The sequence below is a fragment of the Rhodoferax sp. SPJ21 genome, assembly GCF_058216335.1.
Genome location: NZ_JBYZMO010000001.1, coordinates 1,595,766 through 1,608,289, shown reverse-complemented (window position 1 = coordinate 1,608,289; position 12,524 = coordinate 1,595,766). Strand labels below are relative to the sequence as shown.

The window sequence follows — 12,524 nt, the reverse complement described above, 5'->3', positions numbered from 1 at the left end:
GGTGTGCGTGAAAGTGGTGGGGCACCGTTACTGGTAGCCGATGCCCATCACGTAGTCGCGCAGCAGCGCCTCTTCGTGGTTGCCTGCGGCCAGTAGCGCACGCAGTCCGTCGCGGGAGTTCACGACGCCCAGCAGCTTGCCGTCCGGGCGCACCATCAGCAAGGGCGCCAAGGCACGGGCCTCTGTTGTCGCCACCAGTGGGCTTTCGGGGCTGGCGCTAGCGGGCAGAACGGGCGTGAGTGTGTTCATGGGGTCAACGCGGCTTCAAGCTGCGCCTTGTTCATCGCAGAGCGGCCTTTGAGGCCTCGCTGGCGGGCTTCGTTGCGCAGCTGTAGCAACGTGCGGCCGCCCGGGCCCTTGTGCGAGCGCAAGCCGCCGCGTCGGCCCGCCGATATGTCGTTGAGCGAAGAGGCGCTGGCGGTAGCGGATTCCCCGTGCTGTGCGCGTTCCTTGTTGACAACGCGTGCGGCTATTTCTTCGGCCAGCGGCTGGGGCTTGCCGCGTTCGAGCAGGCTTTCCTTGATGTGCGCGTACTGGCGTTCGCGCTTCGCGCTCCAGATCTTTTGCGGCATGGCGGGTCCTTGGTGTGTGGGTGCGTGGTGTGATGGTGGCCGCCCAGCGGTACCGGGTCTGTACTTCAGCGCACATAGCCGGCAGATAGCCGGGTTTGTTGGGTAAATTAGCCTCTGGCGATCTATTTACCTGCGCAGGCAGCTACAAAAAATGTAGTGCTCCAGGGTTGTTGCGGGGCCGCCAGCACGTAGTTTTGCCGGGGGGATTACCCCGCGTCATTTAACATCGAAGGTTTCGCACTGACTCAGAGAACACCATGGCTGCCAATATTTTGCAAAAACTCCCCGCTGGCGAACGTGTCGGCATCGCGTTTTCGGGGGGGCTGGACACCAGCGCTGCCGTGCACTGGATGCGCGCAAAGGGCGCCATTCCCTGCGCTTACACCGCCAACCTGGGCCAGCCCGACGAGTCCGATTACGACGAAATCCCGCGCAAGGCCCTGGCCTATGGCGCCGAAATGGCCCGCCTGGTCGATTGCCGCCCGCAGCTGGTGGCCGAAGGCATTGCCGCCATCCAGTCCGGCGCCTTCCACATCAGCACCGGCGGTGCCACCTACTTCAACACCACGCCGCTGGGCCGCGCCGTGACCGGCACCGCGCTGGTGGTGGCAATGCGCGACGACGGCGTGAACATCTGGGGCGATGGCAGCACCTACAAGGGCAATGACATCGAGCGCTTCTACCGCTACGGCCTGCTGTGCAACCCCGAGCTGCGCATCTACAAGCCCTGGCTGGACCAGCTGTTTATCGACGAACTCGGTGGCCGCAAGGAAATGAGCGAATACCTCGTCGCCAATGGCTTCGACTACAAGATGAGCGTGGAAAAGGCCTATTCCACCGACTCCAACATCCTGGGCGCCACCCACGAGGCGAAAGACCTGGAGTTCCTGAACGCTGGTATGCACATCGTCAAGCCCATCATGGGCGTGCCGTTTTGGCGTGACGACTGCGTGGTCAAGGCCGAATCGGTGACCGTGCGCTTTGAAGAAGGCCAGCCCGTCGCGTTGAACGGCCAGACCTACCCCGATGCCGTAGCCCTGATGTACGCCGCCAATGAAATCGGTGGCCGCCATGGCCTGGGTATGTGCGACCAGATCGAGAACCGCATCATCGAAGCCAAGAGCCGCGGCATCTACGAAGCCCCCGGCATGGCGCTGCTGCACATCGCCTACGAGCGCCTGGTCACCGGCATCCACAACGAAGACACCATCGAGCAATACCGCAGCAATGGCCGCCGCCTGGGCCGCCTGCTGTACCAAGGCCGCTGGTTCGACTCGCAAGCCCTGATGCTGCGTGAAACCGCCCAGCGCTGGATCGCCCGCGCCATCACCGGCGAAGTGACTTTGGAACTGCGCCGTGGCAACGACTACTCCATCATGGACACCAGCAGCCCCAACCTGACCTACGCGCCAGAGCGCCTGTCGATGGAGAAGGTGGAAGACGCGGCCTTCACGCCCGCCGACCGCATTGGCCAGCTGACCATGCGCAACCTGGACATCGCCGACACCCGCGAGAAGCTGGGCGTATACACCCGCGCCGGCCTGCTGGGCAGCGGCAAGGATGCGGCTGGCGTGGCGCTGATCGCCAACCCCGGCGGCGTTTAAAACTGTCTACGGCGTTTTACGGCGAATAGGGCGCCTGCACGGTGCGCTGGGAAATCCACCAGATGTTGCCGTGCGGGTCGCGCACTCCGCCCTGGCGGTCGCCGTAGGGCATGTCGGCCACCAGCATCTGCAGCACAGCGCCATGCTGCAGCGCCCGCGCCATGGCTGCGTCGGCGTCCTCCACATACAGGTAGTAGGCCGCAGCCATCGGCGGGTAGTGGTCGCTGGCCTCACTGACCATCACCGTTGAGTCGCCGATTTGCACCTGCACATTGGCGATGTAGCCGTCGGGCCGCAGTGTGCGGCAGGTTTCGCTGCCGCCCAGCCCGTCGACCAGGAAGTCCACAAACATATCAGCGTTGCGCACAAAGAAGTAGGGCGTGACCGTGCTGAAGCCGGGTGGAATGTACATGGGGACTCCTTGGGGTTAGATACCCGTCTTCAGGGTGTAGGCAAACACCAGCGCCAACAGCACCAACCCGGCGCTGACCCAGCGCAGCCGCACCCGGTTGGCCTCTACGCGCTGCACCAGCTCTGTATTTTGGGTGGCCAGGGCCTGGATCAGCTCGGTGGAGTCCTGCATCTGCGCATGCAGCTCGGCAGTGGTGGCTTCCAGGGTGGCTATGCGGGCTTGCAGCTGGCTCAGGATGTCGCCCTCGGTAGCCAGTACCACCGAGGCCGGGGCGGGGGCCGTCACCGGTTTCTTGGAGACGGCTTTCCAGAGCTTCTTGGCGCCGTCGGCCACCACCGGCGCAGTGGCGATTACGTCGGACCAGGGTACGGTTTTGAGCAGCGAGAACCAGCCTAAAGCCATGGCATCAGCCTTTGAGAGCACAACAAGGCTTCAGTGTCGCCGCATCTGGTGCATGGCGCACCTGGGCAGCACGATTGCCCTGGGCTCGGGTCTGCTATATTTTTAGTAGCTGCTGGCGCAGGTAATGCCTGCGCCAGAGGCCGATTTAATGCGTAATTTTCAACGCAGATTCTTCAACGCAAAATCAGCACCGGGGTGTGCGAGTGCGTCAGCACCTGCTGGGTTTCGCTGCCCAGCAGCAGGCGTTTCAGACCGCGCCGGCCATGCGATGCCATCACGATCAGGTCGGCCTTGTGCTCGGTGGCGGCGGCGATCAGGCCCTCGGCCACCAGGTCAGAGCGCACCACCACGGCCTTGGCGTTGACACCATCTGCCTGGGCCTTGGCGGCGTCCACCACGCTCTGGGCTTCGTCGGCCCATTGCTGTTCGATGCGGGCGCTTTCGTCCAGGCTGACCGGGATGGAGCCCTCGAAATAGGTGCGCGCATAGGTCGGCACGACCTTGGCAATGACCAACGCGGCCCCGGTCAGCTTGGCAAGCTCAATGCCACTGGTAACGGCCTGCTGGGACAGTTCAGACCCATCGGTTGCGACAAGTATGCAGCGGTACATGGTGTTCTCCGGTAGTGGAATAGGTTCAGCATAAGTCTTCTGTGTGGACCCAGGTGTTGATATAGGTCAAACGCGGTGCCGTCCTACGGCGCTAGTCTCGCTGCATGCCTGCCAGCCTTGAGATTGCCCCGCCGCCCCTGTCCTTGCCGATGCCTTCTGCGCAGGCAGAGCAGACTGCGTGGCTGGACGAACCGTCTGAATGGGCGGCCTTCAGCCGGCCTTCAACGCAGTGGCCCCACTGCCAGGAATCGCAACTGCTGGTGGAGGGCATGCGCTGCGCTGCCTGCGCCATATCGGTGGAGGATGCGCTGCGCAAGCTGCCCGGCGTGGTGCAGGTCGAGGTGGGGGCGGCATCCCATCGCGCACGCGTGGTGTGGCTGGACGATGTCGGTCGGCCCTCCCAGTGGCTGGCCGCCGTGCAGCGTGCGGGCTACCGCGCCGTGCCGGCGCTGGACGCGACCGAGCGGGCCTTGCGCCAGCAGGCCCAGCGGCGCGCCCTGTGGCGCTGGCTGGTGGCCGGTTTTTGCATGTTGCAGGTGATGATGTACGCCATGCCCGCCTATGTGGCCGGGCCGGGCGAGCTGACGCCCGACATGGCGCAGCTGCTGCGCTGGGCCTCCTGGGTGCTGACCCTGCCGGTGATGGTGTTCTCCTGCGGCCCCTTCTTCAGCGCCGCCTGGCGTGATGTGTGGCACCGCCGCGCCAGCATGGACCTGCCGGCCGCGCTGGGCATGGCGGTGGCGTTTGCGGTCAGTACCGCCGGCACTTTTGATCCTACCGGGCCATTGGGCCGCGAGGTGTATTTCGACTCGCTCACCATGTTCGTCTTTTTTCTGCTCACCGGCCGCTGGCTGGAGCTGCGCCTGCGCGACCGCACCGCTGGCGCGCTGGAGGCGCTGATCAGCCGCCTGCCCGACAGCGTGCAGCGCTGGGACGCTACCGCCGCCGTGCCGGCCTTTGTCCGCGTGGCGGTACGGCGCCTGCAGCTGGGCGACCGCATCCGCGTGCTGCCGGGCGAGGCCTTTCCGGCGGACGGCAAACTGTTGCTGGGCCGCACCCAGGTGGACGAGGCCCTGCTGACCGGCGAATCCACGCCGTTGGGCCGTGGCCCCGGCGACGCCGTGCTGGCCGGCAGCTACAACCTGAGCGCCCCGGTGGAGCTGCAGGTGGAGGGCCTGGGCAGCGACACCCGCTTCTCCCAGATCGTCGCGCTGATGGCCGATGCCGCCAGCCAGAAGCCGCGCCTGGCCCAGCTGGCCGACCGCATGGCGCGTCCGTTCTTGTGGTGCGTGCTGGTAGCTGCTGCGCTGGCGGGCGCATTCTGGTGGCCGTCCGGCCCCGGCCATGCGCTGATGGTGGCCGTGGCCGTGCTGGTAGTGACCTGCCCCTGCGCGCTGTCGCTGGCCACGCCGGCGGCGTTGCTGGCGGCTGCCGGCAAGCTGGCCAAATCGGGCGTGCTGGTGCGCCGCCTGCAGGCTTTGGAAAACCTGGCCCAGGTGGACACCGTGGTATTCGACAAGACCGGCACGCTGACCCAGGACGGCATGGTGGTATCGGCCATCCATACCTGCGCCGGCCTGTCTGACGACGAGGCCCTGGCTCTGGCGGCAGCGCTGGCTGCACCTTCTCTGCACCCGGTGGCGCGGGCGGTGGTGGCGGCCGCCCAGGCACGGGGGCGGCAGCTGCCGCCCGATGTAGTGGAGGTAGAGGAGGCCGTCGGCCTGGGCATGCGTGGCCAGAGCCGCCACGGCGCCTTGCGCTTTGGCTCGGCCCGCTTTTGCGGCACGCCGGGCGACCCGGCCCAGCAGCAGGTGCACCTCAGCGATGCCCAGGGCTGGCTGGCCAGTTTTGACCTGTCGGAAGACCTGCGGCCGGATGCGGCGCAGGCCGTGCAGGCCTTGCGCCAGGCGGGCGTGCGCGTGGAATTGCTGTCTGGTGACCAGCCAGTCGCGGCCCTGCGCGTGGCCACGCAGCTGGGCATAGAGCAGGCGCACGGGGGCTGCTCGCCGCAGGACAAGCTGGCCCATCTGCGCGCCCTGCAGGCCAGTGGCCACCGGGTGGCCATGGTGGGCGACGGGCTGAACGACGGGCCGGTGCTGGCCGGCGCCCATGTGTCCTTCGCCTTTGGCCAGGCCGTGCCTCTGGCGCAGCGGCAGGCGGACTTTGTGGTGACCGGTGGCGCCTTGCTAGCCCTGCCGCAGGCCCTACTCACCGCACGCCGCACCCTGCGCGTGGTGCGGCAAAACCTGGGCTGGGCCGCAGCCTACAACGCGCTGTGCGTGCCACTGGCCTTGGTGGGTTGGCTGCCCGCCTGGGCGGCAGGCCTGGGCATGGCACTGAGCTCCCTGCTAGTGGTGCTGAACGCCGCAAGATTGTCCAAATAATGATTTATATGAAAACAGCCTCTGGCGCACAGATTACCTGGGCAGGCAGCTATGGAATGGATAGCAACCGAGATGCGAGGCGCTGATGGACATCCTGTACCTGTTGATTCCCTTGTCTGTGGTGCTGGTGCTGGTCATTCTGGGCGGGCTGTGGTGGGCTATCTACCAAGGCCAGTTCGAGTCGGTGGAGCAAGAAGGCGAGCGCATTCTGCACAACGACTAGCTTGGTGGTTCACCCCAGGCTTCGCGCACTTCCCGGAATCGGCCCGCTGGGCCGAGAACGCATGTCGCCACTCCAACCCCCCTCGCAAAGCCGGTTCTGCAGTGTTCTTGAAAGATGCGGGGGAGGCCGGTTGCAAGGGCGCTAAGTGACTCTCGATTGACTTGCATCAAAGTGTGTTCGGCCTGTCGCCGGGACACTGCTGCCATAAACAGAAGAGGTGCCCATGGCAACAACGCATTCGCAATCCGCAGGACCGGAGGTCTACAGTGACACCGCTGTCCGGCAGTTTTCCATCATGGCCGTCGTGTGGGGTGTGGTGGGCATGTCGGTGGGGCTGCTCATTGCATCCCAGCTGGCCTGGCCTGACCTGACCAACGGCATTCCCTGGCTCAGCTACGGGCGCATTCGCCCCCTGCATACCAATGCGGTGATCTTCGCCTTTGGCGGCTGCGCACTGATGGCGACCAGCTTCTACGTGGTGCAGCGTACCTGCCAGGTGCGCTTGTTCTGCCCGCCGCTGGCGTCCTTTGTGTTCTGGGGCTGGCAGGCGGTGATTGTGGGCGCGGCCATCAGCCTGCCCCTGGGCTACACCACCGGCAAGGAATACGCCGAGCTGGAATGGCCTATCGACATCCTCATCACCCTGGTGTGGGTGGCCTACGCGATCGTCTTCTTCGGCACCGTGGGTCGGCGGCGCGTGCGCCACATCTACGTGGCCAACTGGTTCTACGGAGCCTTCATCATCGCCGTGGCCCTGCTGCATGTGGTGAACAGCGCCGAGGTGCCTGCGGGCTGGATGAAGTCTTACTCGGCCTATGCCGGTGTGCAGGACGCCATGGTGCAGTGGTGGTATGGCCACAACGCCGTGGGCTTCTTTTTGACGGCTGGCTTCCTGGGCATGATGTACTACTTCATCCCCAAGCAGGCCGAGCGGCCGGTGTACTCGTACCGCCTGTCCATCGTGCACTTCTGGGCGCTGATCTTCACCTACATGTGGGCCGGCCCACACCATCTGCACTACACCGCACTGCCTGACTGGACCCAGTCGCTGGGCATGGTGTTCTCGCTGATCCTTTTGGCACCCAGCTGGGGCGGCATGATCAACGGCGTGATGACCCTGTCGGGCGCCTGGCACAAGCTGCGCGACGACCCGATCCTGCGCTTCCTGATCGTGTCCCTGTCCTTCTACGGCATGAGCACGTTTGAAGGCCCGATGATGGCCATCAAGACGGTGAACGCCTTGAGCCACTACACCGACTGGACCATTGGCCACGTGCACTCCGGCGCTTTAGGCTGGGTCGGCTTCGTCAGCATGGGCTCTTTGTACTACCTGATCCCGCGCATGTTTGGCGGCAAGAAGATGCACAGCGTGCCCGCCATCGAGCTGCACTTCTGGATGGCCACCATCGGCGTTGTGCTGTACATCGCCGCCATGTGGATTGCCGGTGTGATGCAGGGCCTGATGTGGCGTGCCATCAATGCCGACGGCACCCTGACCTACACCTTTGTGGAAAGCGTGAAAGCCACCTTCCCGTTCTATGTGGTGCGTGTGGCCGGTGGCGTTCTGTACCTGGGCGGCATGCTGGTCATGGCCTGGAATGTGTGGATGACCGCCATCTCCGGACGCTCGCAACTGGTGCCTGTGCCCAACACGTCGGTGGCCCACGCCTGAGGAATACAAGCCATGTCTGATAACAACAAACCCGTGCCCTTCTTCTCGCACGAGAAGATCGAGACCAATAACTTCTTGATGATCGTGCTGATCCTGCTGGTGGTCGCCGTAGGCGGCCTGGTGGAGATCGTGCCGCTGTTCTTCCAGAAGTCCACCACCGAGCCGGTTACCGGCCTGAAGCCCTACACCCCCTTGCAGCTGATGGGCCGCGACATCTATCTGCGCGAGGGCTGCTACGGCTGCCATTCGCAGATGATCCGCCCATTCCGCGCCGAGACACTGCGCTACGGCCACTATTCCGTGGCGGGTGAGTTTGTGTACGACCACCCATTCCAGTGGGGCAGCAAGCGCACCGGCCCGGACCTGCACCGCGTGGGCGGCAAGTACAGCGACGAATGGCACCGCATCCACCTGCACAACCCGCGTGACGTGGTGCCCGAGTCGAACATGCCGGCCTACCCTTGGTTGGAAAAGGCCCTGCTGGACCCGACCGATGTGGCGCCACGCATGAAGGCCTTGCGCACCGTGGGCGTGCCCTATACCGACGCCGAAATTGCCGGCGCAGCGGCCGAGGTGAAAGACAAGACCGAACAGGAAGCCCTGATCGCCTACCTGCAAGTGCTGGGTCGCGCGCTGTCCGACCAGTTGGCTGCGCAGGCCGCTGCCACGGCGCCCGCTGCTCCAGCGTCCGCCACGCCGGTTACCCCAGTTAACGCACCTTGATACAGAAAGCCCGCTATGGACGTCACCACCTTGCGCATCGCCGCCACGGTTGTCAGCTTCATCACTTTTGTTGGCATTCTGGTCTGGGCATTTTCCAGCCGCAACAAAGCCCAGTTTGACGAGGCAGCACAACTGCCTTTCCAGCAAGACTGACGAGGATTTCGTATGAGTGATTTCACCAACAATTTCTGGTCGGTATGCATCGCGGCCATTTCGGTCGTCAGCATTGCCGCCTGCCTGCTGCTGCTTTGGATCACGGCCCGCAAAAAGGTGCCGTTCCAGAGCGACAACACCACCGGCCATGTGTGGGACGGCGACCTGCGCGAGATGAACAACCCCTTGCCCCGCTGGTGGGTGGGCTTGTTTATCTTGACCATCCTGTTCTCTATCGGCTACCTGGCCTTCTACCCCGGCCTGGGCAACTTTGCGGGCAAGCTGGGCTGGACCTCGGCCAACGAATACAGCGACGAAGTGAAAACCGCAGACGCGGCACTGCAACCCCTGTATGCCAATTTTGTGGCGCTGCCGCCCGAGCAGCTGGCGGGCAGCGCGCCGGCCATGGCGATTGGTGAGCGCTTGTTCATGAACAACTGCGCCCAGTGCCACGGCTCCGACGCACGCGGTAGCAAGGGCTTCCCCAACCTGACCGATGGCGACTGGCTGCACGGCGGCTCGCCGGACAAGATCAAGGAAACCATCACCCACGGCCGTATCGGCCAGATGCCTGTGATGGCCCCCGCCGTGGGCACGCCGGACGACGTGAAGAACGTGGCCAACTATGTGCTGAGCCTGTCGGGCAGCCCGCATGACTCGGTGCGCGCCGGTCTAGGCAAGGCCAAGTTTGGTGTCTGCGCAGCCTGCCACGGGGTGGGCGGCAAGGGCAACCAGGCGCTGGGTGCACCGAATCTGTCGGACGACATCTGGCTGCACGGCTGGGGCGAGGCCGCCATCATGGAGATGGTCAACAAGGGCAAAATCAACCAGATGCCGGCCCAGCAAGGCAAGCTGACCGAAGCCCAGATCCATGTGTTGACGGCTTACATCTGGGGCCTGTCGAACAAGCCCGTGGCCACCAAATAGGAGCATGGTGTGAACACCGTCGCGCCCCGCAAGACCATCCCCATCGTGCCTGTGCCTGGACCAGATGCCGATGAGGTGATGGTGTCGCTGTACGCGGCCAGCAAGAAGATCTACCCACGTTCGGTGCAGGGCCTGTTTGCGCGCTGGCGCTGGGCCATGGTGTTGCTGACGCAGCTGGTGTTCTACGGCCTGCCCTGGCTGCAATGGGGCCAGCGCCAGGCGGTGTTGTTTGATCTGGAGGCGCGCCGCTTCTACATCTTCTCGCTGGTGCTGTACCCGCAGGATTTCATCTACCTGACCGGCCTGCTGGTGGTGTCAGCCTTGTCCCTGTTTCTGTTCACCGCCGTGGCAGGGCGCCTGTGGTGCGGCTTTGCCTGCCCGCAGACGGTGTACAGCGAAATCTTCATGTGGATAGAGCGCCATATCGAAGGCGACCGCGCCGCCCGCATGCGGCTGGACGGTGCACCCATGTCGGCCCACAAGCTGGCCCGCAAATCGGCTAAGCACGCCGCCTGGTTGGTGCTGTCCCTGTGGACCGGTTTTACCTTTGTCTCGTATTTCACACCCACTTATGCGCTGCTGCAGGAATCTATGAGCGGTAGCTTCGGTTCGTGGGAGGTGTTCTGGGGCCTGTTTTACAGCTTTGCTACGTATGGCAACGCCGGCTTCATGCGCGAGCAGGTCTGCAAATACATGTGCCCCTATGCGCGCTTCCAGAGCGCCATGTTCGACAAGGACACGCTGATCGTCAGCTACGACACCACCCGTGGCGAGCCCCGCGGCTCCCGTTCGCGCAAGGCCGACCCCGCGGCCCTGGGCCTGGGTTCTTGCGTGGACTGCACGCTGTGCGTGCAGGTCTGCCCCACCGGTATCGATATCCGCGAGGGCTTGCAGTACGAATGCATAGGCTGCGCCGCCTGCGTGGATGTGTGCGACGGCGTGATGGACAAGATGGGCTATGCCCCTGGCCTGATCCGCTTTGCCACCCAGAACGGCATGGCCCAGGGCTGGTCGGGCCGGCAGATACTGCGGCGCGTGCTGCGGCCCCGGGTGCTGGTTTACGGCACGGTGCTGCTGGTATTGACGCTGGCGCTGCTGGGCAGCCTGTTGACGCGTACCCCGCTGAAGGTGGATGTGGTGCGTGACCGCGCGGCGCTGTCGCGCATCGTGTCCGGTGGCCAGCTGGAAAACGTGTACCGCCTGCAGGTCATGAACGCCAGTGAAGTGCCGCAGCGCTACCGCCTCACGGCCCATGGGCTGGATGGGCTGGTGCTGGCCTCGGACGAATGGGTGGACGTGGAGCCGGTGGCTTCGCGCTGGGTGGCGGTGCGCCTGCACATCCCCTACGGTTCGGTTGAACCGGGCTCCTACCCGGTGTTCTTCGACATCCAGACGGCGGATGGAAGCACCAAGGTGTCGGAAAAGTCCACGTTCTTTGTTCCCCGCTGAAAATAACTCCAGGAGACTGCCATGCCCTCTCACACATCTACCACGCCGGTGCCGCTGCCATGGTGGCGCTACGGCTATGTCTGGTTGGTGATTTCCGGCCCGCTGGCCGTGGTGGTGGCGGCGCTGGTCTCGGGCTGGATCGCCGTCCGCCAGCAGGACCCGGTGCTGGCCCAGGACTACTACCGTCAGGGGCTGGAGATCAACAAAACCCTGGCCGCCCAGGGCCCGCTGGCGCCGGCCGAGCAGGGGCGCAACCATGCTGCGTCGCCACCCGGCTCGGTGCGTACCAAGTAGCCGGAGGGCACCATGCAAATCTTTAGGGTAGTAAGCGTTGTGTGGCCCGCTTTTTTGGGCGCGTGCATGCTGGAGATGCTGGTGTTTGCGGTGGTCGATCCCTACAGCCTGCAGTGGCTGGGGCAGCCGCTGCCTTTGTCACGCCAAGGCGTGTACAGCCTGGCGTTCTTTGCGTTTTGGGCGGTGGCGGTGCTGGTGGGGTGTCTGACGCTGCTGGTGGGCCAGCCGGTGACGGTGCCTACAGACAGGGCTGAAGATTGACGATGCGCTTGAGCGCTTCGGTGTCCAGGATGCGGATGTGGCGCTGCTTGACTTCCACGATCTGGTCGTCCACAAACTTGGAGAAAGTGCGGCTCACGGTTTCCAGCTTCAGGCCCAGGTAGCTGCCAATCTCTTCGCGGGTCATGCGCAGGATGAGCTCGGACTGCGAAAACCCGCGTGCATGCAGGCGCTGCACCAGGTTCAGCAAAAAGGCCGCCAGGCGCTCTTCGGCACGCATGCTGCCCAGCAGCAGCATCACACCGTGCTCGCGCACGATCTCGCGGCTCATGATCTTGTGCACATGGCGCTGCAGCGAGTTGACCTCGCGCGAAAGCTCTTCAATGCGGTGGAATGGCATCTCGCACACTTCGGCATCTTCCAGGGCCACGGCGTCGCAGGTGTGGTGGTCGTTGACGATGCCGTCCAGGCCGATGATTTCGCCGGCCATTTGAAAGCCGGTGACCTGGTCGCGGCCATCTTCGGTGGTGACGGTGGTCTTGAAGAAGCCCGTGCGGATGGCGTACAGCGCCTTGAAAGTTTCGCCGTTGTGGAACAGCGCCGTGCCGCGCAGCACCTTTCGGCGCACCGCGACCAGATCGTCAATGCGCTCTAGCTCTTCTTTGTTTAAGCCTAAGGGCATGCACAGCTCACGCAGATTGCAGTTCGAGCAGGCAACTTTGATGGCGACAGGGTTCATGCGCAGAGTATGGGCTGATTCAAAAAGGAAGGGGCTTTTAAGAACTTATATTGTGTGCAGAAGTATCTGAAACCAGATTGATGTAGGTCAAAGAAGCGGGCAAGGCTTCGCGGCACATTCCAGTCATGCAACCTGACTGC

16 protein-coding genes are annotated in these 12,524 nt (G+C 64.1%); 10 read left to right on the top strand and 6 right to left on the bottom strand.

What is annotated here, in order from left to right; genetic code table 11:
* Positions 1 to 27: 27 nt before the first annotated feature.
* Together AC4BBN_RS07385 and AC4BBN_RS07380 are read right to left on the bottom strand one after the other, a co-directional pair.
* Positions 28 to 249, bottom strand: a complete 222-nt coding sequence (locus AC4BBN_RS07385; RefSeq protein ID WP_490591292.1) for a hypothetical protein — start codon at positions 247 to 249, stop codon at positions 28 to 30.
* Complete coding sequence (locus tag AC4BBN_RS07380) at positions 246 to 572, bottom strand: plasmid stabilization protein (protein WP_490591291.1); 327 nt, start codon at positions 570 to 572, stop codon at positions 246 to 248. The genes AC4BBN_RS07385 and AC4BBN_RS07380 overlap by 4 nt, the downstream gene beginning before the upstream one ends.
* Before the next feature lie 257 nt (positions 573 to 829).
* Here AC4BBN_RS07380 and argG point away from each other — a divergent pair, with 257 nt between their 5' ends.
* Positions 830 to 2,176, top strand: coding sequence for an argininosuccinate synthase (argG, locus tag AC4BBN_RS07375; protein ID WP_490591290.1), 1,347 nt, complete (start codon positions 830 to 832; stop codon positions 2,174 to 2,176).
* Positions 2,177 to 2,192: 16 nt separating this feature from the next.
* Here the strand turns inward: argG and AC4BBN_RS07370 are convergent, their stop codons facing one another.
* From AC4BBN_RS07370 to AC4BBN_RS07360, 3 genes are all read right to left on the bottom strand, one after another.
* Positions 2,193 to 2,588: a VOC family protein gene (locus AC4BBN_RS07370; RefSeq protein WP_490591289.1), complete on the bottom strand. Its 396-nt coding sequence runs from the start codon at positions 2,586 to 2,588 to the stop codon at positions 2,193 to 2,195.
* A 15-nt stretch (positions 2,589 to 2,603) separates the two neighbouring features.
* Positions 2,604 to 2,990 (bottom strand): ABC transporter C-terminal domain-containing protein, encoded by a 387-nt coding sequence (locus tag AC4BBN_RS07365; protein ID WP_490591288.1) that lies wholly within the window; start codon positions 2,988 to 2,990, stop codon positions 2,604 to 2,606.
* 173 nt (positions 2,991 to 3,163) lie between these two features.
* Entirely contained in the window at positions 3,164 to 3,601 is a 438-nt protein-coding gene (locus tag AC4BBN_RS07360) for a universal stress protein (protein ID WP_490591287.1), read from the bottom strand.
* A 104-nt stretch (positions 3,602 to 3,705) separates the two neighbouring features.
* Between AC4BBN_RS07360 and AC4BBN_RS07355 the strand changes: the two genes are divergently transcribed.
* From AC4BBN_RS07355 to AC4BBN_RS07315, 9 genes are all read left to right on the top strand, one after another.
* Complete coding sequence (locus tag AC4BBN_RS07355) at positions 3,706 to 5,985, top strand: heavy metal translocating P-type ATPase (RefSeq protein WP_490591286.1); 2,280 nt, start codon at positions 3,706 to 3,708, stop codon at positions 5,983 to 5,985.
* Positions 5,986 to 6,070: 85 nt separating this feature from the next.
* Complete coding sequence (gene ccoS / locus AC4BBN_RS07350; RefSeq protein ID WP_490591285.1) at positions 6,071 to 6,208, top strand: cbb3-type cytochrome oxidase assembly protein CcoS; 138 nt, start codon at positions 6,071 to 6,073, stop codon at positions 6,206 to 6,208.
* 223 nt (positions 6,209 to 6,431) lie between these two features.
* Positions 6,432 to 7,880: a cytochrome-c oxidase, cbb3-type subunit I gene (gene ccoN / locus AC4BBN_RS07345; RefSeq protein ID WP_490591284.1), complete on the top strand. Its 1,449-nt coding sequence runs from the start codon at positions 6,432 to 6,434 to the stop codon at positions 7,878 to 7,880.
* Between the two features lie 12 nt (positions 7,881 to 7,892).
* Positions 7,893 to 8,603: a cytochrome-c oxidase, cbb3-type subunit II gene (gene ccoO / locus AC4BBN_RS07340; RefSeq protein ID WP_490591283.1), complete on the top strand. Its 711-nt coding sequence runs from the start codon at positions 7,893 to 7,895 to the stop codon at positions 8,601 to 8,603.
* A gap of 15 nt (positions 8,604 to 8,618) precedes the next feature.
* A complete protein-coding gene (locus AC4BBN_RS07335) occupies positions 8,619 to 8,756 on the top strand; it encodes a cbb3-type cytochrome oxidase subunit 3 (RefSeq protein ID WP_490591282.1) in 138 nt (45 codons plus the stop codon).
* Between the two features lie 12 nt (positions 8,757 to 8,768).
* Positions 8,769 to 9,683: a cytochrome-c oxidase, cbb3-type subunit III gene (ccoP, locus tag AC4BBN_RS07330; protein ID WP_490591281.1), complete on the top strand. Its 915-nt coding sequence runs from the start codon at positions 8,769 to 8,771 to the stop codon at positions 9,681 to 9,683.
* Between the two features lie 78 nt (positions 9,684 to 9,761).
* On the top strand, positions 9,762 to 11,132 hold the full coding sequence (gene ccoG, locus AC4BBN_RS07325; protein WP_490591407.1) for a cytochrome c oxidase accessory protein CcoG: 1,371 nt from the start codon (positions 9,762 to 9,764) through the stop codon (positions 11,130 to 11,132).
* 21 nt (positions 11,133 to 11,153) lie between these two features.
* Complete coding sequence (locus AC4BBN_RS07320; RefSeq protein ID WP_490591280.1) at positions 11,154 to 11,426, top strand: FixH family protein; 273 nt, start codon at positions 11,154 to 11,156, stop codon at positions 11,424 to 11,426.
* A 12-nt stretch (positions 11,427 to 11,438) separates the two neighbouring features.
* Positions 11,439 to 11,687, top strand: coding sequence for a hypothetical protein (locus tag AC4BBN_RS07315; RefSeq protein WP_490591279.1), 249 nt, complete (start codon positions 11,439 to 11,441; stop codon positions 11,685 to 11,687).
* On the opposite strand, the gene fnr is transcribed toward AC4BBN_RS07315, so the two are convergent.
* Entirely contained in the window at positions 11,665 to 12,384 is a 720-nt protein-coding gene (gene fnr / locus AC4BBN_RS07310) for a fumarate/nitrate reduction transcriptional regulator Fnr (protein ID WP_490591278.1), read from the bottom strand. The genes AC4BBN_RS07315 and fnr overlap by 23 nt on opposite strands.
* Positions 12,385 to 12,524 lie beyond the last annotated feature (140 nt).